The sequence below is a fragment of the Croceivirga sp. JEA036 genome (assembly GCF_011882165.1).
Taxonomy (GTDB): domain Bacteria; phylum Bacteroidota; class Bacteroidia; order Flavobacteriales; family Flavobacteriaceae; genus Croceivirga.
This window is the reverse complement of sequence record NZ_JAATON010000002.1, coordinates 688,446-713,011: the sequence shown is the minus strand read 5'-3', so window position 1 is coordinate 713,011 and position 24,566 is coordinate 688,446. Positions and strand designations below refer to the sequence as shown.

Here is a 24,566-nt window from a genome sequence, read left to right as displayed (position 1 = left end):
ATTTTGACACTTTATAATTAATTGACCATGTTAAAACAGACCAAACTTCTACTATTTCTATACGTAATACTTTCTTATGGATATTTATCAGCTCAGGTTAAAGGTTACATAAAAGACGCACAAGACCAAAGTGCATTAGAATATGCCACTGTAGCCTTATACAGTGTAGATAGTACCTTGGTATCTGGAGTAGTTACGGATGAAAATGGCTATTTTTTTATAGAACATCCTAATGATGGTGATTATTATCTAGATGCTTCTTTTATTGGTTACCAAAGCAAAAAATTTTCACCAATACAGGTCAGGAGTGCTAGGGCTTTAGATGTAGGAACTATTTTCTTAAATTCTGGGCAAATGGCGCTGCAAGAGGTAGTAGTACAAACTGAACGAAATACGGTCAATAACCGTATTGATAAACAAGTTTTTGAGACTAAAAAATTTCGGAATGCTTTAGGAGGTAGTGCCGCAGCTATTTTAAAAAACTTACCATCAGTATCTGTAAATGGACTTGGAGAGATAAGTGTGCGTGGAACTACTGGTTTTGTCGTTTTGTTAAATGGACAACCCGTTCAAGGCAATGCTGCTACTTTACTAAACCAACTACCTGCAAATGCAGTAGAGCAGATTGAAGTAATTACGGCACCTTCTGCTAAATATGATCCAGAAGGTAAGGCTGGTATTTTAAATATTATTACTAAAAAGGGTAGCAACCTGGGAGATTTTGCTCAGATTAATATTAAAGGAGGTTTCCCTTCTATAGAAAATTACGGGAACGCAGAAGATGCACATCGTTATGGTATAGATGCAACCTATAATATACAAAGAGAAAAGTGGAATGTTTCGCTTGGTGCCAACTATCAACGTCATGATTTGGCGGGTAGAAGAGAAGGCGATGTATATACCATTCTTAATGAAACTAGAACGCAATTTCCATCTGATGGAGAGCGTAGTTTTGATGAAGAAAACTATTCTGGAAGATTTACCGTGGATTTTACTCCAGATACTATAAATACGTTTTCTGTAGGTTTTTATGCTGGGAAAAGGTCTAAAGACCGGACTGCAGATATTGTATATTTTGATAATCACGCAATTTCCACAGCAGAGGGCGGTACAAGAAACTATACTTTTCAATATTTTAATAAGAACCTTAGGATTAGAAAAAGTGATTTTGTTTTAGGTAGTATGGATTATACCCATCAATTTAAAAACACTTCAAAATTAGCTGCTTCGTTTTTATATGAATATACATTACTTGGAGGGCCTACAACCAATAGAAATTTAGGATATCCAGACACAACAATTCTTTATCAAGATGAATACAATACTAATGACAACCCCTTAAATGGATATCGTTTTCAATTGGATTACGCTCTAAATCCATGGGGTTTGGGTCAATTAGAACTGGGTTATCAATACCGAATGCTTGATCATAAAGGAGATTTTATTTATGAGCGACGAACAGAACCAACAGCTTCTTTTGAGCTGGTTCCAGAATTTTCTAGTGAAGTGGACTTAAAACGTACCATACATGCGGGTTACTTACAATTTACCGGACAAAGAGCACAATGGGAATATGCAGTAGGTGTCCGTATAGAAACTATGGATAGGAGGTTCGATTTACGTGATAAATTAGGGGTGATAGATACTACATATACCTACGATTTTGTAAAACCTTTTCCTTCCGCATCTTTGCAATACACTTTTAAAAACAGGATAAAGGTAAAGGCTGCCTATAGCAAGCGTATAGAACGCACCACTACGTTTAAGATGAATCCTTTTCCAGAAAGAGAACATTCAGAAACCTTAGAGCAAGGGGACCCAACGTTGACACCTGAATTTATAGATTTGGTGGAATTAGGAGTGTCTAAAAACTTAGGCAAAGGCAATTCTATTTTTGCAACGAGCTATTATAGAAAGGTAAAAAATGTGGTGAACCGGGTAAACACCATTTATAATGATACTATCTTGAACCGAATTTATTCTAATGTTGGGGACGCTCGCTCCCTTGGGTTAGAGCTAGGAGCGCAAATAAAACCTACGGAAAAGTGGAGCAATTTTATAGGGTTTAATGTTTACGACTACCAGATAGACGGTAGTTTTGACGGTGAAAAAATAGCAACTAATAGTACCGTTTTTAGTCTAAATACCAATAGTACGTATGCCTTTACAGATACCGCATCTTTACAATTCACGTTTAATTATTTATCAGCAAAGAATACAGCTCAGGGAGAAGATTCAGAGTTTTTTGCCCCCAACCTGTCTTTTAGAAAATCGTTTTTAGACAATCGTTTAGTTGCAACATTGCAATGGCAAAATATAGATTTGGGATTGCTAAATACTAACGAGCAAAGGATTACAATCTTTAGGCCTGGTGCCTTTTTTACCACTACCAACTATGTTTATGAGGTAGATATGGTGCTTTTAAACCTCTCTTATTCTTTTAATAAACGTAAAAATAAATCGCGTTTCATAGAGAGTGAGTTTGGTAAACGGGAGTTTTAGAAATATACCTTAATAATTCCTAGTATTACTATTGTTTTTTTTTGTAACTCCCTAAAGTTTAATGAATTTTACCTTAAGATAATTTGTGGTCTAAAATTTGCATTTATCTTTGAAAGCTGAACTTATGAAAGATATGCTACACAGAGGTTTTATTTTTTCAGTATTGATGGGAGTTTTGTTTATCACCTGCTCTCAAACCACTCAAGAGTTTGAAGAAGCAGTAATGATACCTACTGAAGAAGCGCCTTTGAGTGTTACCTATTATAAGGATGAAATGCGAGCCTTTGTTATAGAGATATCCCGTTACGCAAAAGAAAAAAATCCAGAATTCAGCATAATTCCACAAAATGGTATAGAACTAGTGACCTTAGATGGTACAGAAGAGGGTGTATTAGCTGTAGACTATTTAAATGCTATAGACGGTCACGGGCAAGAATCATTATGGTATGGGGAGCCCAGAGATAATTCGGCAACGGGCAAAAGTAGAACTAGATATTTATTAAATTACTTAGAGAAGTCCCAAGCTGAAGGTAATGCCATATTGGTAACCGATTACTGCCGTACAACCAATAAGATTAATACAAGCATAAATAATGCAAAAGAGAAAGGATTCACTCATTTTGTAGCTACTGAAAGAGAATTAAATGTAATACCTACAGAAGCTTACGATATACCAAATGAGAATGCTAATGATATTGTGAAATTAACAGATGCTAAAAATCATCTCTTCTTCTTAAACTATTCTGCATATCCATCTAAAACTGCTTGGTTAGCGGCATTACAAGCTACTAATTATGACGTTTTAATTATAGATGTTTTTTTTGCTACAGAGCAGCAATTCACTGTAGAGGACATCACCGCTTTAAAAACCAAAGCTAATGGCGGTAAAAGAAAGGTGATTGCCTATATGTCTATTGGCGAAGCAGAAGATTATCGCTTTTACTGGGACAACAATTGGGACTTTGAGCCCCCGGTGTGGTTGTCAGAAGAAAATCCTGATTGGCCAGGCAATTTTAAAGTAAAATATTGGGAGCAAGATTGGCAAGATACTATTATTTACAATCAAAACTCCTATTTAAATTTAATACTGTCATCGCAGTTTGACGGTGTTTATTTGGATATTATCGATGCATTTGAATTCTTTGAGGATTAGCGTTTTTCCTACAAATTAGCCCCCCATTTGCTTTTTATAGATGTAATGTGCTTATAAACTTAAAATTTTGTTGATTCTGATTAGCAAAGTGATTTTTGTATAAGCGTTAACTATTAACTAAAAGTTTCCTTTGAGCAATAATAAGAACATACTTCTTGTTACAGAAGGTACGTACCCATACAAAGGCGGCGGAGTCTCTACGTGGGCACATTACCTTACCCAAAATATTAAGGATTTTGATTTTAGCCTGTATGCGCTTACCGCAGATGTGGAATATAAACCTATATATGATTTAGGAACCTCGGTTAAAGAAATAGTGCAAATCCCTGTTTGGTCTCCAGAAGAACCGTATGACTGTGTAGATTATAATGAAGAATATAAAACCATTCTTATGCGTAGGGAGATGACCACCTATGAGAATGTTCAAAATTTATTTGTACCACATTTTAAACTCTTTCTAGAAAATACGTTTAAGGACGCTCCACAAACGGATGCAGATTTAGAAGCGATTAAAAAGGCATTCATAAAAATGTGGCAATTTTTTAATAATTACGATTACAAGTCTACTTTAAGAAGTGAATCTGTTTGGAACAGTTTTAATCATTGTATTTCAAAAATTTGGCCACAGAAAGAATTTAAGGAGGCAACGTTGCAAGATATGAGTATGGGTATCCGATTAATTTATCGGTTTTTAATTCCATTAGCCATAGATCCGCCAAAGTCAGATATTACCCATTTAACCATTGCGGGGACTGGAATTATACCAGCGCTTAAGAATAAAGAAAAATATGGCGCTAAAACAATGTTAACCGAACATGGTGTTTTTATCAGAGAACGCATGTTAGCAATAAGTAAGACCGCTTATTCTCCTTTTTTAAAAAGACTATTAATTGTTTTTTCTGAAATGTTAACTCGGTTAACCTATAGAGAGTGCGACCGTATATTAACAGTGAGTAAGTTTAATATAGAATGGGCACTGCGTTATGGAGCAAAGAAAGAAAAAGTAAATGTGGTTTATAATGGGGTAGAGGCGGCTAAATTTATTCCTGCAAAAAAAATTATTAAAAAAGACAGGCCTACAGTTGTGGCTGCCGCTAGGATTTTCGATTTAAAAGATATTATTACCATGATAAAGGTTTGTGCAGAAGTGCGCAAATCTATTCCAAATGTACTTTTTTTGGTGTATGGTAATAAAGATGCTGTTCCGGAATATACAGAACAATGCGAAAATTTAATCTCAGAGTTAGCATTAGAAGACCATTTTAAACTTGCTGGTTTTCATAATAAACCGCAAGAATTGTTTTTAGAGGGTGATATCTCTATTCTCACCTCTATTTCTGAAGGGTTCCCATATACTGTGATAGAATCTATGAGTTGTAGCATACCAGTAGTAGCTACGGATGTTGGTGGTGTTACAGAAGCGCTAACAGAAGAATGTGGGTTTGTTTGCAAGCCTAGAGACTTTATAGCTATTGCAGATAAAGTTGTAGCAATATTGAAAGATGATGTACTTCGACAAAAAATGGGAGAGGCAGCTAGAAAAAGAGTTTTAGAGCTTTTTACTATAGAACAATTTATTGCACTGTTTACAAAAGAATATCAAGCTTTGGTAACGCCAGTACCTCAATTAAAAAAAGAACCACTAAAGCAGACTCAGATAGCTTAATGGATACAGTAGATAGGTACAATGAACTAAGTGCAAAAGTAATTGCACAAGTGGGCAAACCCCAAGGGTTACTGGTGGTGTACGCAGCATTAGAATCTTTAGGTATTCGCGACCAAGATACCACAGAAGATTACGGTTTTGGATCTTTACAAGAGCTGGCTTCTGCCATCTATAATCAAATACTAGGCATGCCTGCTGAAGAAGTTAAAAATACCGCAGAAAAGGAAGAACTAGTAACACAAGCCTATTTGCCTGTAAATGATTACTCTAAAGTAAAATTAAATTGGTTTGCTAAGTATTATGGGCTGGGTTTGTTTTATTTGCTACCTATCTTTATACAAGTATTTGCCATTATTTACTTTAATTATTCCCTCTGGACATACCTTAAATTCAATATTGTACAATCTACCGCAGTGGTGCTTGGAGTCATCTTTGGATTTGTAATATCTGGTGGTTTTGTGCAACTGATGGGTAGACAAGCCTTTTTCTATAGGGAGCACAAAAAATATGCTAAGACCAGGCATCTCATTTATTCCTATACGCAAGCAGGAATCAAATTGTTTTTGGTAGCAGTGCTACTCCTTTTTCTAACCAATTTTCTCTTACACTGGTTTCCCTTGACCTTTATGTTTGTTTTGTGTGGTTATACCTTTATGCTGGCTACATTGCTTTTAACTATTGCACCGTTTTATCCGCTTAAAAAAAGGTGGGCGGTTACCATTACAATAACTTTAGCTACGGTAGTTGCTTTAGTGTTACATGAGGGGTTTAAGGTACACGTCTATATAAGTCATTTTTTAGGGTTGGCATCGGCCATCACATTTAACCTAATATTTGTTTGGTATTTTTTTAGACAGAAAATAGGTAAAGACAAAAGAGAACATGAGCGTCCTTCTAAAATAAAAGTGTTTTACAATAACTACCCTTACTTTTTTTACGGAATGCTTTTGTATGTGTTTGTTTTTATGGATCGTATAATTGCTTGGTCTGCCAATTGGACAAATAACTTTAAGTTCCCTTTACTTTATGAAAAAAATTATGAGATAGGCATGGATTTAGCCATTCTTATGTTTTTTGCCCTTGTAGGCGTTGGAGAATATGCCATTGCAGAATTTAGCAGAAAATTAGACCAAAATCAAAAAGGTCTAGCTTCTAAAGATGGTAAGGTGTTCGGTCATCATTTTAAAAAGTTGTACCGCAGCCATATTTTAATTTTATGGATTACAGCACTAATTTCTAGTGCAATTATTTACATTTTAGTAACTGAACCTTGGGGTTATATTGCCAAGTTTGGAGAGGAGTTGGCAACTACAAGTATGCATGTTTCTATTGCCGGTGCATTAGGCTATATTTTCTTGAGCTGGGGTATGCTCAATGTACTTTATATGTTTACACTCAATGTTGTAAGGCCTAGTTTGCGTGCTCTAGCTATTGCGATAGTTGTTAATTTTTGTTGTGGTTTTCTTTTAAGTAGAGCGTTTACGCATGATTTAAGCGTATATGGTATGTTGGTAGGGGCGGTTGTATTTACCATTCTTACCTATAAACATTTGCATAATTTTTTTAACCGTTTAGACTTTCACTACAGTGCTGCCTACTAAAAAAAAATTAGTCATGATTAGCTTTTTAAGCCTAGCGAGTCTTTGGAGTATGCAAAGTAAAGTGCAACAAAATTTTGTGGTGAGTTATGCTAAGGTAAAACCAGAGGCGTTACCAGAAAATTTAAAGCTATTAATTGTAGAAGGGAGCTTGTACAATGCACAAGAAGTTAAAGCCTTAAAGGCAAAGTGCAATTTAGTATTAGCATACATCAGCTTTACAGAAATAAGTAAGGATGATGCAAGTTATGATGCATTTGCACCTTACACCATGGGAGAGAATGAAACCTGGGGCAGTTGTTACATCAATCTAAAAAATGATAAAGCGCTAGAGCTTATGAAAAAGCGGGCCTCGTCCCTATTGAAAAAAGGATTTGATGGGTTGTTTTTAGATACTATGGATAATGTGGGTACTTGGGGAGATTTACCACATTTAAAGGATGAGGTATTGTATTTAATGAAGGCTATAAATAAGGAGGAGAATCCCAAAATGTGGGTGCAAAACGGGGGGCTAGATATACTGCCACAAACACATCAACTTACAACTACGGTATTGGTAGAATCTGTTGCTACGGATTACAACTTTAAGCAAAAGAAATATCAACTAAGAGAACAACAAGATTTTTACCAAAGAAAGCAGCAACTATTAAAAGCCAAAAAAGAATTTAAAATAGAGATTTTGGTGGTAGAGTATGCTTTAAAAGAAGCATTGAAACAACAAATCAAAGAGCGGTTAAGTGGGCTGCCATTGTCTTACTATGTAAGCAATATTGCCTTAAATCAATTTAAAGACTAAGTAGAATAAATGTTCGATAATTTTTTAATAGCACCGTTTAGACTTATCTTTTTGTTATTAGGCTTATTGGTGATACATCAATTTGCAGTTAGGCAACACTTGCAAAATTATACCTACTCTTATTTTGTTAGGCGTACAGCTATTTATGGTGCAGCGTTGTTGTTAGGAATGTTTGTTTTGGTGCAGTTAAATATGTACAGCACATTTAGCATCATACTATTGCTCTTTGGAATTTCATTTTACAAATATTTTAGAATAGGCTCACTAATTGGTGAACAAGGAAAAGAAAAAGAGCTAAGAAGGCGCATGTTAATTGGCTTTTTTGTTTTACTAGAAAAAAGACAGTTTTCTTTTAAACATTTTTGGGAGAAAGGCATTAAAGAGATAATGCCTAAAACGTTTCATAAGCCTACCATTTTGGTGCTTAGCATCGGGCTATTGGCCATTGTTATGCGTTTTGCATATGTAGATACAGATACGTACACCTTATCAAGCGCTTGGTTAGAATCTCTTAAGATTGTAAAGAATTTTGATGCTAATAATTGGTTGGTAGATGATTATAGAATTGTAGGTGAACATGCTTTTATAAATGTATATGCCAAACTTACGGGTATTAGTAAAGAAATGGCCTTATATACTTTTGGGTTAATAGAGATTTTCTTACTCTGTACTGCAATATTTTATGCCTTAGCTGCTTTTACAGGTTCTAAATGGAAGATTCCATTTTTTGGCACCATGCTTTTTGCAACTATTTTTTACGTTTTGCCGGTGAACACCAATATTGTAATGGAAAATTCGCCTGTAGATTTGGCGCTATTTTTTGCGATTACATTTTTAATATTTCTCTTAAAGCCTTCTGAAATTTCAGTGTTTCGGAAAAAGTATTTTTTAATACAATTTTTACTGGTGTCTGCAGTAGCGTTAATTAATTTTTACGTGTTGTTTATGTTGATGCCATTGTTTCTAATAGTAGCATTGGTCAATTACAAGCAAGAAAAAAAATATATAAGAAAGAGCCTTCTAGCGTATTTGGCAGCTACCATTATTTTGGTTGGTGTAAAAATTGTTTCTTGTTACGTGCATAAAATTGATGTTTTTTCATTTTTTACAAGTAACATTTTAAGCATACAGAGTTATTCTTATTTCCCTACATTACTTATAGATTTTAATGTGTTATTAATAATCTATCAAATTGTTTTATGGATTAGCTTTTTAGTACTCTTATTTTTAAAAATTAGGAATAATAAATACAATGCTAGCTTTGGGTTTACGCTTTTATTTCTAATTCTCTTTCATGTAAATATTTTTGGCTTTTTATGGTTAGATGTAGATTTATTTTACAAAACGCTAGCCGTTCTTTTTCCTATCCAAATTGCTATAGGAATACATGCAGTAGTCTGTTTTATAGACACTAATTTTTCTAGAGTTAGTCTTTGGTTTAAGTTGAAGAAAAACGGAACAGTTACTGCCATGGGTTTAGTAATATTAGCCACCATTCTTATACAGCCATCCTACTCTAATGATAAAACTACCGGAGATTTAAAAAAGGAATTAGTAATGCTTTATGATGCGCTGTACAGAAACCAATTTCAGAATAGTTTTATGGTGGTTAATAATTTTTATGGATATCAACTTTCAGAAAATGAGCATCTATTTATGAGTCACGCAGAATTTGTAAAGGATTATTTAGACAGGGATGCCGTTTATTTTAAAAAAATAAATCAAGGTTTAAAAGAGCAGATGTTGCCAGAAGAAATAGTGCCAGAGAGTGTTTTTGTAATTTTTACAAAGCAAAAGAATAAAGAAGATGCGCACTTTACCATTGGCTCTAAGCAACAAGAACAGTCTTATCAAGTACTAGAGACCTTAAAACAAAAAGGTAGGCGTTTACGAGTGTATGGAGAAACCGAAAACTTAAAGGTTGTAGAAATCGTAAACGCGAATAATTTAAGTAACATCAACGAAATGATTTTTAACTATGAAAAAGGCTTTTAGTATTCTTTTCTTAGCTGCAGTTATTTTATATTCTTGCCAGCCTGGCCAGCAAATGGCTCATAGTTTTGCAAAGGTTAAGAAAAATAATAATTCTCCCTTAATAGCATATATTGGGAGTACGAGCACCACTTACAGACAATTGGCCCAAGTTACAGACTATGCCAAATTACCGCTATTGTCTATGAATGAGGAGCAGTTTAATTTAACAACTAAAATACCAACCTCTATAAAGACCATTTGTTTAACCAATACCTTTGAGTTGAATGATAGGGCTTTAGATACTATTTATCAATTTGTTGCCAAAGGGGGCACGCTTTTTATTGCTAATGTTGCTGGAGACGAGCGGGCTGCACACCTTATGGGAATGACACCATCTTACAAGTTTAATAGAGACCATAATGCTAAGGGATATTATTTTTTAAAAGAAATTTTTCCCACAGCCAAAAATAAGCGGTTACCAGCTGTAGATGATGTGCATGAGGGGTTTAGTCAAGAAAACTTTAAAGACGAAATTGATGTTTGGGCAACTGCTAGTAATAATAAAGAATATCCTATTCTTTTTAGTCATTCATTAGGTCAAGGAAAGGTTATTGTTCATAATTCTGTAAACCGTTTCTATAAAATTTCTAGAGGTGTATTATTTGCGTCACTTTTAGGAGGTTTGGAAGGGGTGCCATACCCAGTATCTAATGTAGCCAATGTGCATTTAGATGATTTTCCTGCGCCGGTATACAATATTTACAAAGAGCCAGTAAAAAGCAATCTCAATAAAAATATGTCTCAATTTGTTACGGACATTTGGTGGCCAGATATGCTTGCATTGGCGCAGCGTTTAGAGCTTAAATATACGGCTTACCCTGCATTTGATTATAATTATAATGTGCAACCACCATTTATTTTTGGAGAGTGGGAGTACAATAAATTTAATCGAAGTGGGTACGAAGAAGAAATAAGTACTTGGTTGGGAAGACAATTAAAACACAATGGTCACGAGTTGGGACTCCATGGTTATAACCATGTTTCTTTGACTAAAGACGAATGGTTGAATCCAGACCATATGGTAACAGCACTCAATTCTGCAGAAAAAAAATGGCAGACAATAAATTTTGGTAAGTTACCTACTTCTTATGTGCCACCCTCTAATATTATAGATAGTGTAGGGATGGCAAAATTAGCAGAGGCAATTCCCAGTATCAAATTTATTCAGAGCACGTATTTAGGACAATATGATATTGGTGGTAACAGAGAGTTTGGTCCAGAAAATTGGAATAATCACTTTTTTGCCTTTCCTAGGATTTCTAGTGGTTTCGAAATTAGTGACGATTTAAAATTAGACATCAATTCACTCTTTTTATTTACTGGAATTTGGACTCACTTTTTACACCCAGATGATGTTTTTCAAATACCAGATGGTACCAATACAAAAACAGCAGGGCGCTATTTTTTAAGAAATTCTAAAACATTGCCTTGGCGTAGCATGAATGGTAAAAAAGGTTTATACAATATTTTTGAAGATGAGATAAAAGCGTTTAAAAAGAAATATCCATACACGCGGTTTGTAACTGCTACTCAAGGTTCAGAGCTTACAGCTAGATGGCGTTATGCAAGATATGACCATAGTTTAGAAGATGGGATCCATATGGTTTATTCTGATAGCTATGGGGAACAAGAACAAGAATTTTTGTGGTTTTCTTACGTTGATAAAGCTAATGCTGCAAAGTTTGAGAAAGAGCTTACAGGGAACATTTTGGAGTATACTAAGCTACCTATTATTAATGGTTATTTGTATCAAATTAAAACGCATGACCCATTTATTTCTGTAGGCCAATTAAAAGTAAATTCTGGAGAAAGTAATGCAGAAGTTGTTGCAAGGGTGGCCAATGAGCGTGAACTGTTTAATAAATTTAAATTTCAGTTTTTGCCTTTAATCAAACGATTGGAGGAATTGGTAAACACAGGTAATTATAAAGAGGCTGCAACCGAGTTGGAAAATCATGTTAAAAAGGGAAATGAATTAACCAGTGGCCAGTGGAATAATTATGCTAATTTAATGTTAGAATCTAACAACAAAGAAGCTATGTGGGCTTTTTTAGATAGCATATTTAAAGAGACTAAAGATGTTAGTCTTTTACATAATGTTTTGTCCATCGGGGAAAAACACGGCTATCCTAATTTAACGACTCAAAAACTTTGGTACAACCGTATGCTAAAGGCAGAACAAGGCAATGTAGATTTTTTAAGAGAGTATATAGCATCGTTTAATGATTCAAACAATCATACTAATATAAAGCAGGCTTATAAGCAGTTAAGCAATGTCTCTGGAAGCGCAGAAGACCAGAAGGCCTATATAAAGTTCCTATTAGATAATAAAGATGCGGAGCTAAGTATAGCTCTGCAGCCTATTGATGCTTGTGAAGAAACTTATAAGGCAATGGCGACAGAATTGGCTTGGTATTACGCAGATGCTCTAGATTATACCAATGCTTTAGATTGGGCGTATTGCTCCGATACTATTGATAAAGAAACAAGAGATTTTTGGTTTTTAAAATCTACCCGTTTTGAAGAGTTAAAGGAAACTAACCCAGCCGAATATTATGGTATTTTGATAAGGACGGATGAGGATAAAGCTTATGCAGAGTTAATGTCTAAATCTTATTGTGCAAAAGAACTAGTGCCAATAGCAGATAAAATTGCAATACTCTTTGGTAATAGAGAAAATTACAGAGGGGCTTTAGCATGGACAGACTGTGCAACAACCGTACCTGTTAAGGATTTGCTTACTTGGAATTACGAGGTTAGACGATACACCAAAATGAAGCGTGTTTATCAGGATTATATGGATTTATATCCAGAAGATAATGAGGTAAGGTACCACATGGCTACGTTACTAATGTATACAGGTGATTTAAACAGTGCGGCAAAAATCACCAATGAAATAGCAAGTGGTAAAAACTATATTGAATTACGCGGTAAAATAAATAAGGACGTAGAATACCTCCCTGTTAGTGAGCAAATGTATTTGGTCGGTAAATATCCTAATTTATTTAGTGATAATACTAAAACAGAATTAAGGTCTAAAGAGCGGCTTTTAGAAGGGCACGATGTGTTTTTTAAAGGCAATTCTATGAATGATAGGTTAGACCCAACCGTTCTTAACTTTAAGGGAGGGTATAATCTAAGGGACAAGAAGAATAATATTCATGCCTTGGCAGGTGTTAGAGGGTTTGTTTACCCCATAAATTTTATTGGAGATACTCTGGATAATGAGGAACGGAATGTATTAGGCTTAGAATATATTTTTAAGAATGATTGGAATAAAGAATACGATTTAACCCTAAGTGCAAGAATAGAAGGGGATAATTTTAATAATACGTTTTTCCACGCTGCTGCTAGCATTAGCTTTGCTAAGGAAAAAAACTTTTATAGTAATAAATTGAGTTTTAATCCAGTACCTACTGGGCCAGGATATGTGCGTGGAATATACATGGCAACAGTAGAAAGTTATAATGAGCTGCAGTTATTGCCCAAATTAACACAAATAATAAATATAGAAGGTAATTACTTTACAGATGCAGCCTTTATGGCTACGGGTGCTGCTAGAACTTCCTATAACCTACTTGATGCAAATGCTAGTTGGCAACTAGGGCCATTGGCAGAAGCCTCTTATGGTGTTGCCAGTGTGGATCAAAGGGATGGATTTCCCTATTGGTTGGCAGATAAGCGTTTTATAGCTGGTGCGGGAGTACATCTTATAATTGGTAAACAAGAAAATAAATTCTACTTAGATTCTAGCGCAACCTATTTTTATGAAAATCAAGGCGAGCCAAATTTTGAGCGGTATTTAGCCAACTTAAATGCCAATTTGGGCAAATATTTTACCGTAAGTGCAGGGGCTGAGTTTTATACTATAGAAAATTTCTTCTCTAATGCATTTAACCTAGGGTTTACCTATCATTTAAAGCCTTTTAAATATAATTTTTAATTAGAATTTTTAATTAGATTGATGCGCTTCTAGCAATTGCAAGTAATCATATTGCAAGTCTTCATGGAGCGCATCAATTTTTTTCTTCGCCATGGCTAATTGGCGGTCGTAAATATTCATGAGCATTTTATTACGTCTTATACTGGGCTTAATAGCTATAAGTTCATCACAAAAATGAAGTAGAAGGCGTACCTCCGTTTCTTTATTTCCGGAGTATCTAATATTCTTTTTAAGTCCTCTTAATATCTTCCTAACGCTTTTTTTTATGTAGAAATAACTACTAGTGTTAATTTCAGAAAATTCGTAACTAATATCACCTTTTACCTCTGCTACGTAATCTTCTTCATCATCTGCTAAGAACAATAAATAAGAGAGTAATTCTTTATTCTCTAGTTTAAATTTAGCAAGTCGTAAACTAAGCTGCACCAATTCTTCTTGGTCCTTATATTGTAATTCTTTTTTTAATTGTGCTACTGTTGCTGCTTTCATTACATCAAATCCATTAACTTCTTAAATAGCTGGCTCCATTTACATCTATAATGGTACCAGAGGTGTATGCGGCTTGTTCTGAAGCTAAAAATAATATAGCATGAGCAACCTCTTTTGGTTGTGCCATGCGTTTAAAGGGAGACTCACGCAAAAGATTGTCGCGTTCTGCTGGTGTAAGCGTTACTGCGGCCATTTCGGTTTCGGTAAATCCTGGTGCAACCACACCAAGGTAAATTTTGTGCGGCGCCAACTTCTTGGCCAAAGACTGGCTCATAGCGTTCAATGCTGCTTTACTAGCACCATAAGCCGGTTTAGTAGGTTCCCCCCTAAAAGCTCCTCTAGAAGAAACGTTTACTATACGGCCACCGCCGGTTTTCATCATGGCTTTGGCTGCACAAAATGTTAGGTTGGCAGCAGCAAACAAATTGGTTTTAAACGTTGATTCCCATGCACTAGACCACTCGTCTAAACTCACCTTATCTACTTCATGAAAAATTGAAATGCCAGCATTGTTCACCAACACGTCTAGTTGCCCATAGATACCAATAAATTCTTCAATTAATTGCTGACAATTTTCTTTTTCAGAAATATCCTTTTGAAACAAATAATGTCCTTCACCAAGTAAACTATCTATAGATTTTTGAGCCTCATCTTTGTTTGATTTGAAGTTGATGCCTACTTGGGCGCCCTGTTGGGCAAAGGCTAAAGCAGTTGCTTTGCCAATGCCTCTAGAGCCTCCTGTTATCAATACTTTTTTATTTTGGAATTGCATTAGATGATTAGTCCATTTAGTATTTACTGCTTTACCCTAACCGGATAGGCTGGTGTTACTGTCTTCTTAGTGGGTTTTTCTTTAAGTTCTTCAAGGATAATTTCTATCGCTTTTTCTAATTGAGGGTCATGGCCCTTAACCACTAATTCTGGTAACTGTTCCACGTCAACATCAGGAGCAACCCCTTCATTTTCCACTCTAAAGCCTTTATCAGAATAGAACGCTACATTGGGTGCGGTAACCACCCCGCCATCTATAAATTCTGGGTAACCCAATACACCTACAAGACCACCCCATGTGCGTTTACCTACTAAGGTGCCCAATTCAAATTTGCGAAACATCCATGGTAAATAATCGCCTCCAGAACCGGCCATTTCGTCTATCAACATAACTTTTGGACCTTGAATAGAGGCGCTGGGCGATTTTAAATCTTTTCCATACCTAAAATTCCAGTGTGCTTGTACAGGTCTTTTAAGAATGTCTATATAATAATCTGCTAATTGCCCACCGCCGTTGAAGCGTTCATCTATGATTATGGCTTCCTTATTAGCTTGTGGGTAAAAATATCTTTTAAAATATTCAAATCCGGCAGCAGCGGTATTGGGCACATAGACATAGGCTACTTTTCCATCGGTAGCTTCATGTACCTTTTTCATATTCCCTTCTACCCAATCGCGGTTGCGTATGGCCCACTCCGTAGCCAAGGGTGTTACTTGGTAGTTTCTAGCATTGCTCCCATCTGGGGAAGAACTTACTTTTAAATCTACTAGGGTATTGGCGGTGTTTTCAAAAAAGCGGTATAGATTATCAGTCCCCAAAACATTTTTACCGTTTACGGCTAGGATATAATCACCTTGGTTTACATGTACTCCGGGTTCTGTAAGTGGCGATTTTAAATCTGGAGTCCAGTTGAGGCCTCCGTAAATTTTGGTTATCTGATAGCGATTGTTGTTTACTTTGTAATCCGCACCTAGCAATCCGCCCGATATGTTTTTGACTTCATTAAGTGCATCCCCTTCCCAATCAAACCTGTGGTGCCCCACGGCCAACTCACTAAACATCCATCGCATTACGCGGTATAAGTCATCTTTGCAAGAAAGGTGTGCCAAAAAGGGTTCGTATTTCGCTTTCATGGTATTCCAATCTGCTCCATGCATTCCAGGGTCGTAAAAATAATCTCTATTAACTCGCCAGGCTTCGTTAAAGATATTGTTCCATTCTTCTTGCGGATTTATTTTTACAGCGATGTTGTTTAAGGGTAAGGGGCCATTTTCAGCTTTTTTACCTAAATCGGACACAAACCAAGAGTTACTGCTGTTATAAAACATTTTTTTACCTCCGCTAGCTACCTCAAAATAGTCTAAAGGAAATTGTGCTTCGGCCTTCCGTTCGTCAAAGGTAAATTTGAAGAGTTGGCGTTCCCCGTTGAATATATCAGCTGAAACATAATATAATTCGCCCTCATTAGCCAAAGCAAGATTACTGTAAGAACCTGTTTCAATGGGCAGCGCAAGCATTCTATTTTGTAGACCATCCCAATCTATTTTCAGGGTTTCTGGTTTTTTTGCTTCCGCTGCTTTGTTTTCACCTAATTCAACATCGTTTTCCTTTTTTAAGGGTGAAACAACATCTTTTTGAAGAGTTAAAAGGTATATAGTGTTGGTGCTTACTTTGTCTTGGTTAGATTGGTCAAACCAATTAACTACAGGGCCCGCATCGGTAGAAGCTAAAACGTACATGTACTTTCCACTAGGGTCAAATTTAGGTTCCGTAACGTTGGCAAGTCCATCGGTAAGTTCGTAAGATTTGTTCTCTGCTAAGGAATATAAGAAGGCTTTTTCAAAATTGGTTCCAATAATCTTGGTGTAGGCTATCCAGTTAGAATCGTAAGACCAATCATTAAAAAGCTCTCTTAAGTCGCCCGGTATAAACAATTCGTCTTGGTCAATTTTAGTAGTTTTAGCAGTGTTGATATTGGTGACATAAAGATTACGGCCATTATCTACATAGCTTACCATTTTACTGTTTGGAGACCAATGCATGTTGCCATAAAACCCTGTTCCCTCTAGTTTTATTTTTTTGATGGTACCTGTGGCTACGGTTTGCACATGCAAAGCATACTCACCAGAGGCATCAGATAAATAGGCAATAGTTTTGCCATCTGGTGACCATGCCGGAAATTTTTCATGCACGCCTGGAGTTTGTGTCATATTCTTGATATCTCCTTTTTCTGCGGGTAGGGTAACCACCTCTCCTCTAAAATCTAGTACCACCCTAGCCCCAGAAGGCGAGATACTACCAGACCGAACGTAGTTTTGTCCTGAAACATAACGTTCCCTTAGCTCCAATAAATCCGTAGTTATAGTTATACTTAATTTGGTGTCTTTACCCGTATTGGTGTCATAAATATGCAACGTTCCGGCATGTTCGTAAATAATTAGGCCTTTATGCATTTTAGGGTCTATAGCAGGAAAGTCTGTATACTCTGTTAGCTTGGTAATTTGTTTGCTTTTGGTGTCATAACCAAATAAGTTAAACTCGCCATCGCGGTCGCTTCTAAAAAACACCTTGTCGCCATACCATTGTGGTTGTACATCGTTACTGCCGCCATTGGGTTTTGGAATCTCTGTAATCTTATGCGAGTCAATATCATATATCCATATTTTAGAAATACGACCACCTCTATAGTTTTTCCATTGGTGAAAGGCATCAAAATAGGGGTTGTAGGCCAACTGTTGCCCATCCTTAGAATAGGTGGCCCAAAAAGCATTAGGTACATCTAGTGCTGTAGTAGCACCACCTTCAACAGGCACCGTATATAATTTAAAATAGCGGTTGGTATGTGTATTTCTTCTAGAAGCGAATAGTACTTGTTTTCCATCTGGGGTAAAATCTCTTACTAGATCCCGGTATGGGTGGTACGTTAGTCTTTTGGGTACGCCCCCAGTGGCAGGTACAATATAGACGTCATGGTTGCCATCATACTCCGCATTAAAGGCAATCAAACTCCCGTCCGGTGAAAAAACCGGATTGGATTCTATGCCTTCATCAACAGTTAATCTTCTAGGATTGCTGCCGTCCTTATCTGCCACCCATAAGTCTTGGGCATAGATGAATGCTATTTGCGTATCGCTAATAGCTGGTTGATGCATTAATTTGGTTTCTTGGGCAATGCCTTGATTTAAAAACAGTAAATGAAAGGCTAGCAAAAGAAAAGCTGCTTTTAGTTTGATGTAGTTCATTTTTTAATGTGATGATGATTAAACCGTAACAAGATACGGGTTTACAATAAGTTTTTAGAATGGGTTGTTGAAGTATTGAATTTTGGATTTTTTGGAGAGAAGAAAGCAAGGTGTGTCCTGTGTTTTGACTATATCAACAGTTTCATTTACCTTTAAAACCAACTAACAGACCAACAATGAACAAATTATTATTAAGCCTATTGGGGCTTTGTTTAAGTGTTTCTTGCTTAGCCCAAAAATCTAAATTTGAGTATTTAGATATTTTTCAATTGCAATATGCGGCGAATCCACAAATAGCTCCAAACGGAGAGTGGGTGGTATACCAACGTATGGGTTTTGATGTAATGAAAGACCAAGTAACTGGTGCTCTTTGGATGCTAAAAACAGATGGAACTCAGCATCAAAAGTTAACGCAAAGAGAAGCTGCAGAAGGTAATGCTGTTTGGTCTCCAAAAGGGGATAGATTAGTATTCACCAGTAGTACAGACGAAGGTTCAGAAATTTTTGTGTATTGGTTAAGCACAGGAAAAACGGCTAAAATAAGCCAATTGCCCTATAGCCCGAGTAGCATAACGTGGTCTCCAGATGGTACCCAGCTTGCTTTTAGTATGCATGTGCCAGCCAAGGCTCCGGTTTTAGCAAAAATGCCCTCCAAACCAAAGGGGGCTAATTGGGCAGATGTTCCGAGAATCACAGATAGGGTGTATCATGAGGCAGATGGCAGGGGTTATATAGCACCCGGGTTTAACCACCTATTTGTAATGCCTTCAAACGGGGGCGCCGTGAGGCAAATAACAAGTGGCGATTGGCACCATAGGGGAAGTTTATCTTGGAGTAAGGACGGTTCTAAAATCTATTTTTCTGCAAACAGGGTGCCCGAATGGGAATATCGCTTTAGAAATAGTGAAATATATGCGGTTGAAGTCGCAACAGGCGTGATAACTACACTTACCGATAGAAATGGGCCAGATACAAATCCTGTAATTTCTCCGGATGGCACAAAGATTGCTTATTTGGGCTACGAGGATAAAGTGCAAGCCTATCAAACTAGAAAAATACAAATAATGAATGCCGATGGTAGTGATAAAAGGGAGCTTTCTGGAGCATTAGATCGTTCTATTTCTGGCATTACTTGGGCTAATGATAATAAGGGCTTGTATTTTGCTTATGACGATAAAGGGAATGGAAAAATAGGTTATATTGACTTGCAGGGGAAAGTAACTAAAATAGCAGACAATAGAGGAGGTACAACTTTGGGTAGACCTTATGGCAGTGGTACTTTTACAGTGTCTGATAGCGGACAAATAGTTTATACTTACAGTACCCCAAAGGCTCCAGCTGAGTTAATGCTGATAACAGCCAAAGGAAAAACCACCAAGATTACACAGCTAAATGCAGCTTTTTTAGATTTTAAAACTTTAGGTGAAGTAAAAGAAGTCTGGTATACCTCTAGTGTAGATGGTAGAGCTATACAAGGATGGGTAGTGTATCCGCCAGATTACGATGCGAATAAAAAGTATCCTTTTATGGTGGAGAATCACGGGGGTCCTATTTTGAATTATGGAGACCGATTTTCCATAGAAATGCAATTATATGCTAGTGCAGGTTACGTAGTGTTTTACCCAAACCCCAGAGGCAGCACAAGTTACGGTGAGGAGTTTGGGAATCTTCTGTACAATAATTATCCCGGAGAGGATTATAATGACGTTATGGATGGGGTAGATTATTGTATTGCAAAAGGGATAGCCCAAGAAGACCAACTCTTTGTTACCGGTGGTTCCGCTGGTGGTATTATGTCCGCCTGGATGATAGGTAAAAACAACCGGTTTGAGGCTGCGGTAGTTGCAAAACCAGTTATGAATTGGATAAGTAAAACCCTAGTAGCAGATAATTATTTTGGTTATGCTAATTCTAGATATCCGGGACAACCATGGGAAAATTTTGAAAACTATTGGAAGTTTTCTCCGCTTTCCTTGGTGGGTAACATTGAAACCCCTACTATGGTAATGGTGGGCATGAACGATTTACGTACGCCGCCTTCTGAAGCAAAACAGTTGTACCACGCCTTAAAGCTGCGTAAAAAAGAAACTGTATTGGTAGAAATACCTGGAGCTAGTCATGGTATTGCAAGTAAACCTAGTAATCTAATCACTAAAATTGCCCATACTATTGCTTGGTTTGACAAATACAAAAAGGAAGAATAAGAATATGAAGAATAAGGGAAACTGGTTTTGGAATGCAGTTATTATTAGCGTTGTTGCTGCGTGTATTTTTGCGTTTGCATTGCACTACCAAAACTATCCCAAGATAGAAGAGGGTACATTTACGGTCTATTCTGGTATATACCGCAAAAGAATTCCTCTAAAGGAGGTTTATGCCATAGAAAGGGTAAACAAAATTCCCAAAATGGAACGTAAGAGTGGATTTTCTTGGTTGGCGAAAGAAAAAGGAATTTTTAAAGACTCATTGGTAATGGCAGACGCCTATGTATTTGTGGACGACTTACATCAAGATAAGTTACGTATACAATATCAAGATTCTTTGAGTTTATATTTTAACGTAGAGGATAGTGTGCAGACCAATGCATATTATCATAAAATACTATCGTTTTTAAAAGAACATCCAAAAGAACCATAATAACGTATACTTTTTACAGTATTTTGTAGTTAACTATGTAAATCTTAAGTAGCTATGCGGCGTATTTTCGTATTGGTATTTACTCTAACAACAATTCTTTGTGGTTACGCACAAGAGAATCAATTATCTGTGAAAGTAAAAGGCATACCTGAAACAAAAGGTAATGTTAGTGTTGCGGTTTACAATACAGAGGATAGTTTTTTAAAGTTTGAAGGTGTTTTTAAGAGTGATAGCATTTTGGCAAAAGCAGGCGAAACTACCTTGCATTTTAAAGACCTACCTATTGGGGAATATGCTTTAGCCGTTTTTTACGATGCTAATGGCAATGGAAAGCTAGACACTAACTGGCTGGGCATACCTAAAGAGAAAGTAGGCTTTTCTAAAGCCAGAATGCGAACCTTTGGTCCACCAACGTATAAGGATTGTTCTTTTTCTCATAATGGAATAACAAAAATTGAGATTTCTCTATAAGTTCTCTTAAAACTGTATTTATAAAACGTTAAAAATCAATTATTTGCTAATAATGTGATACCTATTTGCGTTTCTTTAGTGGAGCACTGCCACTAACGATTAAAATAGAATATCATGAAAAGATTTTTATTGGCACTGTTTTTAATTTCTACTTTCACCATCGCTTTTGCGCAAGATTCCGTAAAAATAGACGGTCGCTTACAGCCATTACTCAAAGAATTTTTTAAACATTGTGAAGCGTATGGTATACCATATCACACTAAATTATTTCAGCTAAAATCTATAGATATTAGTAATACCTTGCCATTAGAAGAAGGTAGTGTGGTCATGGGTATGGTAAAACGTAATGATGACCATGTTATAGAGCACATTTTAGTTAACTGGATTGCAAGCGTGGATCCAGAAATCTTAAAAATTGTAGCATTTCATGAATTTGCTCATCACTTTTTAGATTATAAACATACCTGTACTAGTTGTGACGAAATAATGGCGGAAAATAATGTAAGTTATTTTAATGTGGCCAAAGATTGGGATAACCAGGTACATCAACTATTTATTACCTCACCAGTCTATTTAGACATGCAAGCAAAAATAAGCGCAGTTAATATGGTGCCTTCGCCTTAAGAACAACCACAATTAGAGCTTCCACAGCCAGGCTTTTTCTTCTTTTTAGAGACTAATACAGGAATAGGTTTAACCAACTTATGAAATAAGTAAACTAGAGCCTTAGTTAGAACAATATATACAAGGATTTGCTGAATCATTGGATTTTACTTTAGTAGTTGATATGCGGTAAAAGCGACAACATAAGCCGTTACACTCATGAAAATTAATTGATATAGAGGCCATTTCCAAGAGTTTGTCTCTCTTTTAACAATTGCCAAGGTGCTCATGCATTGCATAGCAAAGGCATAGAAAAGCATTAAAGAAACCCCTGTGGGCAAATCAAATAACGGTTTACCATTGGGTTTTAATTCTGCCGCCATTCTGTTCTTAATAGTTTCTTCCTCATCGCTCCCTACGCTATAAATTGTAGCAAGCGTGCCCACAAATACTTCTCTGGCAGCAAAAGAGGTAATCACAGCGATGCCAATTTTCCAATCGTATCCTAAAGGTTTAACTATGGGTTCTATTGCCTTACCCATGTAACCTATGTAAGAATTCTCTAATTTGTAGCTAGCAATTTCTTGTTCTACCACCTTTTGGTATAGTGTTTCGTCCTTTAATCGTAAGGAATCCCGAATACCTTCTATTGGCATGGTGTAGCTGTTTTTTAGCACACTATCTTTTAATGCATGTTTATAGTCTTCAAGGTTTTTTTCTATATACGCCTTGCTATAAGCATTAAAGCCTTGTTGCTCTATTCTTTGGGTTACGATTGTTTCTGCATTATGAAATTCATCACTAAAGCCATTAGAGCCTAAAAACCATAGCACTATGGAAATTGCCAAAATAATTTTACCTGCTCCAAAAACAAAGCTTTTTGTTTTTTCAACAACCGTGTAAAAAACGTTTTTAAACAAAGGCATTCGGTACGCAGGCATTTCTACCATAAAAAGAGAGCGACTTTTAATTTTAAGTATTTTGTTTAAAATGGTTGCGCTAGCAATGGCCATTCCAAATCCTAGTAAATACAGAAGCATTAGGGTTAATGCTTGGTAACTTAATCCTAAAAAACTCTTTTGGGGAATAACTAGCCAAACTAAAATTAGATAGACGGGTAACCTGGCAGAACAGGTGGTAAACGGAACTACTAGAATGGTAATTAATCGCTCTTTCCAATTTTCTATAGTACGTGTTGCCATCACGGCAGGTATGGCACATGCGGTACCAGAAATTAAAGGAACCACGCTTTTACCGCTAAGACCAAACGGACGCATTAACTTATCCATTAAGAATACCACGCGGCTCATGTAGCCAGATTCCTCTAGTAAAGCTATAAACAAGAATAAAAAAGCAATCTGTGGAATAAAAATGACCACACCACCAATACCAGCTAAAATACCTTCTGCGAGCAAATCTGTAAGTACACCAGGAGGCAAGGTATTTTTAACCCATTCTCCCATAGTTGCAAACAAACCATCAATAAAATCCATGGGATAGCTACTCCAATCGAATATAGCTTGAAAAATGGTTAGTAGAATGACAAAAAATATGAGATAGCCAAAAATACGATGAGTTAATATCTTATCTAGGCTAGCGCGAATTCCTTTGGCGGCTTGCAAATCTATTTTGTAAGTAGCCTTTAGAATACCGTTTATAAATTGATATCTTAATACTGTTTCTTTATGCTGTAATCTTTTCAGCTCCGTCTTAGATTTAGTACCAAAAGACGCATGGTCCTGTATACGCTGTTTTTCTATGGGCATAAAGTTGACATCTTGCGTAATGACCAACCAAAGTTTATATACATCTTCTTGCGGAAACGTCTTTTTTAGTCGCTCAAAATAGCTTGGGTCAATAACAGAAGTATCAATATTTGGTGTAGCAGAAAGCAATTTGTAATTGGCAATGAGTTCTTTTAATCGCTCTATACCTACTCCTTTACGGGTGCTAACTAATGCAATTTTGGTGTCTAAACGCTCTTCTAATAAATCTATATCTAAACTGATACCTTTGCGGTCCATGCGGTCCGCCATATTGACGACAAGGATAGTGGGTATGCGTAAATCTTTTATTTGTGTAAAAAGTAGAAGATTTCGTTTTAAATTTTCTACATCGCTAACTACAACCGCAACATCTGGATAATCCTTATCATTTTTATTTAATAACAACTCTACAACCACACTCTCATCTAAACTGGTCGTGTTTAAACTGTAGGTTCCCGGTAAATCCAAAATATGAGCTTTAACGCCTCTTGGAAGTTTGCAAATACCTTCCTTTTTTTCTACCGTGATGCCTGGATAATTACCAACTTTTTGGTTAAGCCCAGTAAGCTGGTTAAAAACAGAGGTTTTTCCGGTGTTTGGGTTCCCAATCAGGGCTACATTAATGCTCTTACTCATGCTAATGTTACTCTTCTATAAGCTGCAGCTCTATTTGTGATGCTAAAGACTTTCTAATAGCAATGTGAGAGCCATTAACATTTATATACAAGGGGTCATTTAAAGGCGCTGTTTGTATCAATTCTACTTCATTACCAGGTAAGCAGCCTAGCTCTAAGAGTTTTATAGGCAGTAAATTGCTGGTAAATTCTTTAATAATGCCTTTTTGTCCTTTTTTCAATGTGGCTACTGTAATTAGCAAAGCTTATTTAGATTTAT

General features: G+C 36.3%; 16 protein-coding genes. 11 read left to right on the top strand and 5 right to left on the bottom strand.

Going from position 1 to position 24,566, the window contains the following annotated elements:
• The first annotated feature begins 27 nt into the window (after nucleotides 1-27).
• The 7 genes from HCO57_RS08065 (at nucleotide 28) to HCO57_RS08035 (ending at nucleotide 13,692) form a co-directional block, all read left to right on the top strand.
• A complete protein-coding gene (locus HCO57_RS08065) occupies nucleotides 28-2,502 on the top strand; it encodes a TonB-dependent receptor domain-containing protein (RefSeq protein ID WP_167988597.1) in 2,475 nt (824 codons plus the stop codon).
• 109 nt (nucleotides 2,503-2,611) lie between these two features.
• The gene (locus tag HCO57_RS08060) at nucleotides 2,612-3,655 is read left to right on the top strand and encodes an endo alpha-1,4 polygalactosaminidase (RefSeq protein WP_245167560.1); all 1,044 of its coding nucleotides are present in this window, start codon (nucleotides 2,612-2,614) and stop codon (nucleotides 3,653-3,655) included.
• Between the two features lie 130 nt (nucleotides 3,656-3,785).
• Nucleotides 3,786-5,321: a GT4 family glycosyltransferase PelF gene (pelF, locus tag HCO57_RS08055; RefSeq protein ID WP_167988596.1), complete on the top strand. Its 1,536-nt coding sequence runs from the start codon at nucleotides 3,786-3,788 to the stop codon at nucleotides 5,319-5,321.
• Nucleotides 5,321-6,922 (top strand): hypothetical protein, encoded by a 1,602-nt coding sequence (locus tag HCO57_RS08050; RefSeq protein ID WP_167988595.1) that lies wholly within the window; start codon nucleotides 5,321-5,323, stop codon nucleotides 6,920-6,922. The genes pelF and HCO57_RS08050 overlap by 1 nt, the downstream gene beginning before the upstream one ends.
• A gap of 13 nt (nucleotides 6,923-6,935) precedes the next feature.
• Nucleotides 6,936-7,715 (top strand): endo alpha-1,4 polygalactosaminidase, encoded by a 780-nt coding sequence (locus HCO57_RS08045; protein WP_167988594.1) that lies wholly within the window; start codon nucleotides 6,936-6,938, stop codon nucleotides 7,713-7,715.
• 9 nt (nucleotides 7,716-7,724) lie between these two features.
• Nucleotides 7,725-9,710, top strand: coding sequence for a hypothetical protein (locus tag HCO57_RS08040; RefSeq protein ID WP_167988593.1), 1,986 nt, complete (start codon nucleotides 7,725-7,727; stop codon nucleotides 9,708-9,710).
• Nucleotides 9,694-13,692 carry a DUF2194 domain-containing protein gene (locus tag HCO57_RS08035; protein ID WP_167988592.1) on the top strand — a complete coding sequence of 1,333 codons (3,999 nt, stop codon included), beginning with the start codon at nucleotides 9,694-9,696 and terminating at the stop codon, nucleotides 13,690-13,692. Before HCO57_RS08040 ends, HCO57_RS08035 begins: the two co-directional genes overlap by 17 nt.
• A 9-nt stretch (nucleotides 13,693-13,701) precedes the next feature.
• On the opposite strand, the gene HCO57_RS08030 is transcribed toward HCO57_RS08035, so the two are convergent.
• Genes HCO57_RS08030 through HCO57_RS08020 form a run of 3 tightly spaced genes read right to left on the bottom strand, consistent with a single transcriptional unit; the run spans nucleotide 13,702 to nucleotide 18,195 of the window.
• Nucleotides 13,702-14,181, bottom strand: a complete 480-nt coding sequence (locus HCO57_RS08030; RefSeq protein ID WP_167988591.1) for a hypothetical protein — start codon at nucleotides 14,179-14,181, stop codon at nucleotides 13,702-13,704.
• Nucleotides 14,182-14,194: 13 nt separating this feature from the next.
• Nucleotides 14,195-14,953 carry an SDR family NAD(P)-dependent oxidoreductase gene (locus tag HCO57_RS08025; protein ID WP_167988590.1) on the bottom strand — a complete coding sequence of 253 codons (759 nt, stop codon included), beginning with the start codon at nucleotides 14,951-14,953 and terminating at the stop codon, nucleotides 14,195-14,197.
• 23 nt (nucleotides 14,954-14,976) lie between these two features.
• Nucleotides 14,977-18,195, bottom strand: a complete 3,219-nt coding sequence (locus HCO57_RS08020) for a S41 family peptidase (RefSeq protein ID WP_167988589.1) — start codon at nucleotides 18,193-18,195, stop codon at nucleotides 14,977-14,979.
• Between the two features lie 176 nt (nucleotides 18,196-18,371).
• Here HCO57_RS08020 and HCO57_RS08015 point away from each other — a divergent pair, with 176 nt between their 5' ends.
• The 4 genes from HCO57_RS08015 (at nucleotide 18,372) to HCO57_RS08000 (ending at nucleotide 21,927) form a co-directional block, all read left to right on the top strand.
• Complete coding sequence (locus HCO57_RS08015) at nucleotides 18,372-20,399, top strand: S9 family peptidase (protein ID WP_167988588.1); 2,028 nt, start codon at nucleotides 18,372-18,374, stop codon at nucleotides 20,397-20,399.
• Nucleotides 20,400-20,403: 4 nt separating this feature from the next.
• Nucleotides 20,404-20,832 carry a hypothetical protein gene (locus HCO57_RS08010; RefSeq protein WP_167988587.1) on the top strand — a complete coding sequence of 143 codons (429 nt, stop codon included), beginning with the start codon at nucleotides 20,404-20,406 and terminating at the stop codon, nucleotides 20,830-20,832.
• A 54-nt stretch (nucleotides 20,833-20,886) separates the two neighbouring features.
• Nucleotides 20,887-21,303: a DUF2141 domain-containing protein gene (locus tag HCO57_RS08005; RefSeq protein WP_167988586.1), complete on the top strand. Its 417-nt coding sequence runs from the start codon at nucleotides 20,887-20,889 to the stop codon at nucleotides 21,301-21,303.
• Between the two features lie 114 nt (nucleotides 21,304-21,417).
• On the top strand, nucleotides 21,418-21,927 hold the full coding sequence (locus tag HCO57_RS08000) for a hypothetical protein (protein WP_167988585.1): 510 nt from the start codon (nucleotides 21,418-21,420) through the stop codon (nucleotides 21,925-21,927).
• A gap of 146 nt (nucleotides 21,928-22,073) precedes the next feature.
• Here HCO57_RS08000 and feoB read toward each other — a convergent pair whose 3' ends face one another.
• Both feoB and HCO57_RS07990 read right to left on the bottom strand, forming a co-directional pair.
• Nucleotides 22,074-24,308, bottom strand: coding sequence for a ferrous iron transport protein B (gene feoB / locus HCO57_RS07995; RefSeq protein WP_167988584.1), 2,235 nt, complete (start codon nucleotides 24,306-24,308; stop codon nucleotides 22,074-22,076).
• Nucleotides 24,309-24,315: 7 nt separating this feature from the next.
• Nucleotides 24,316-24,549: a ferrous iron transport protein A gene (locus HCO57_RS07990; RefSeq protein WP_136949213.1), complete on the bottom strand. Its 234-nt coding sequence runs from the start codon at nucleotides 24,547-24,549 to the stop codon at nucleotides 24,316-24,318.
• Nucleotides 24,550-24,566: the final 17 nt, after the last annotated feature.

Coding starts and splice junctions, on each gene's coding strand:
- HCO57_RS08065 (WP_167988597.1), top strand. CDS start 28: ATGTTAAAACAGACCAAACTTCTACTATTTCTATACGTAATACTTTCT.
- HCO57_RS08050 (WP_167988595.1), top strand. CDS start 5,321: ATGGATACAGTAGATAGGTACAATGAACTAAGTGCAAAAGTAATTGCA.
- HCO57_RS08045 (WP_167988594.1), top strand. CDS start 6,936: ATGATTAGCTTTTTAAGCCTAGCGAGTCTTTGGAGTATGCAAAGTAAA.
- HCO57_RS08040 (WP_167988593.1), top strand. CDS start 7,725: ATGTTCGATAATTTTTTAATAGCACCGTTTAGACTTATCTTTTTGTTA.
- HCO57_RS08035 (WP_167988592.1), top strand. CDS start 9,694: ATGAAAAAGGCTTTTAGTATTCTTTTCTTAGCTGCAGTTATTTTATAT.
- HCO57_RS08030 (WP_167988591.1), bottom strand. CDS start 14,181: ATGAAAGCAGCAACAGTAGCACAATTAAAAAAAGAATTACAATATAAG.
- HCO57_RS08025 (WP_167988590.1), bottom strand. CDS start 14,953: ATGCAATTCCAAAATAAAAAAGTATTGATAACAGGAGGCTCTAGAGGC.
- HCO57_RS08020 (WP_167988589.1), bottom strand. CDS start 18,195: ATGAACTACATCAAACTAAAAGCAGCTTTTCTTTTGCTAGCCTTTCAT.
- HCO57_RS08015 (WP_167988588.1), top strand. CDS start 18,372: ATGAACAAATTATTATTAAGCCTATTGGGGCTTTGTTTAAGTGTTTCT.
- HCO57_RS08010 (WP_167988587.1), top strand. CDS start 20,404: ATGAAGAATAAGGGAAACTGGTTTTGGAATGCAGTTATTATTAGCGTT.
- HCO57_RS08005 (WP_167988586.1), top strand. CDS start 20,887: ATGCGGCGTATTTTCGTATTGGTATTTACTCTAACAACAATTCTTTGT.
- HCO57_RS08000 (WP_167988585.1), top strand. CDS start 21,418: ATGAAAAGATTTTTATTGGCACTGTTTTTAATTTCTACTTTCACCATC.
- feoB (WP_167988584.1), bottom strand. CDS start 24,308: ATGAGTAAGAGCATTAATGTAGCCCTGATTGGGAACCCAAACACCGGA.